Origin of the sequence: Synechococcus sp. OH2 (assembly GCF_047462155.1) — a bacterium.
Taxonomy (GTDB): Bacteria; Cyanobacteriota; Cyanobacteriia; order Thermostichales; family Thermostichaceae; genus Thermostichus.
This window is the reverse complement of the sequence record NZ_JANSIR010000031.1, coordinates 1-1,599: the sequence shown is the minus strand read 5'-3', so window position 1 is coordinate 1,599 and position 1,599 is coordinate 1. Positions and strand designations below refer to the sequence as shown.

Annotated in this window: 1 rRNA gene; it reads right to left on the bottom strand. The window is 57.6% G+C overall.

Annotated elements, in window-relative coordinates:
• Positions 1-1,599: ribosomal RNA gene (locus NW835_RS02315) — 23S ribosomal RNA — on the bottom strand; the annotation flags it as partial.

Genomic DNA, 1,599 nt, shown 5'->3' with positions numbered 1-1,599 from the left:
ACTTACCCGACAAGGAATTTCGCTACCTTAGGACCGTTATAGTTACGGCCGCCGTTCACCGGGGCTTCGGTCGCCAGCTTCGCTTGCGCTAACCGACTTCCTTAACCTTCCGGCACTGGGCAGGCGTCAGCCCCTATACGTCGTCTTGCGACTTAGCAGAGACCTGTGTTTTTGGTAAACAGTTGCCTGGGCCCTTTCACTGCGGCCAGCTCGCGCTGGCACCCCTTCTCCCGAAGTTACGGGGTCATTTTGCCGAGTTCCTTAGAGAGGGTTATCTCGCGCCCCTCGGTATTCTCTACCCACCCACCTGTGTCGGTTTCAGGTACGGGTGACAACCTTCATCGCCTACGAGCTTTTCTTGGCACTACCCTTCACCACGCGGAGTCCGTAGACCCCTCCCAATCCAATCAGGGTGTGGCTAGCTCTCGTGCGTCCCTCCTCAGCTCCAGTTGCCAGTCAGGGATTATCAACCCTGTCTCCATCGACTACGCCTTTCGGCCTCGCCTTAGGTCCCGACTAACCCCCCGCGGACGAACCTTCCGGGGGAACCCTTGGGTTTTCGGGGCATTGGATTCTCACCAATGTTTGCGCTACTCAAGCCAACATTCTCACTTCCGCCTCGTCCACGGCTGCTTGCGCTACCGCTTCTCCCTACCGCGGAACGCTCCCCTACCATCAAATCCACAACTTCGGCGCATCGCTTAGTCCCGTTCATTTTCGGCGCAAGGGCGCTTGACCAGTCAGCTGTTACGCACTGTTTAAAGGGTGGCTGCTTCTAAGCCAACCTCCTGGTTGTCTCTGCACCCCCACCTCCTTAATCACTGAGCGATGACTTGGGGGCCTTAGTTGGTGGTCTGGGCTGTTCCCCTCTCGACGATGGAGCTTATCCCCCACCGTCTCACTGCCGACTAACCCTGGCGTATTCGCAGTTTGGTTCGATTTGGTACAGCTCTCGCCGCCCGCATCGATTCAGAGCTCTACCCCACCAGGTACCTGTCGACGCTGCGCCTCAACGCATTTCGGGGAGAACCAGCTAGCTCTGGGTTCGATTGGCATTTCACCCCTAACCACAGCTCATCCGATGATTTTTCAACATCAACCGGTTCGGCCCTCCACTTGGCTTTACCCAAGCTTCAGCCTGGCCATGGTTAGATCACCCAGGTTCGGGTCTACAGCGTGCGACTAACGCCCTTTTCAGACTCGGTTTCCCTCTGGCTCCGGCATTCCCGCCTTAACCTGCCCCACGCTGTAACTCGCTGGCTCATTCTTCAACAGGCACGCGGTCACCCGTTCAATCGGGCTCCCACTGCTTGTAGGCACACGGTTTCATGCTCTCTTTCACTCCCCTCCCGGGGTTCTTTTCACCTTTCCCTCACGGTACTGGTTCACTATCGGTCACACAGGAGTATTTAGCCTTGCGAGATGGTTCTCGCGGATTCACACGGGATTCCACCTGCCCCGTGCTACTCGGGATCCGGCCGGCGCCTTCAGACTTTCGGCTACAGGACTTTCACCTTCTCTGGTGCAGCATTCCATCTGCTTCGCCTAGCCCTCCAGCTACCCCTTGGCCGTCCCACAACCCCGCCTAGCCGTAGCTAA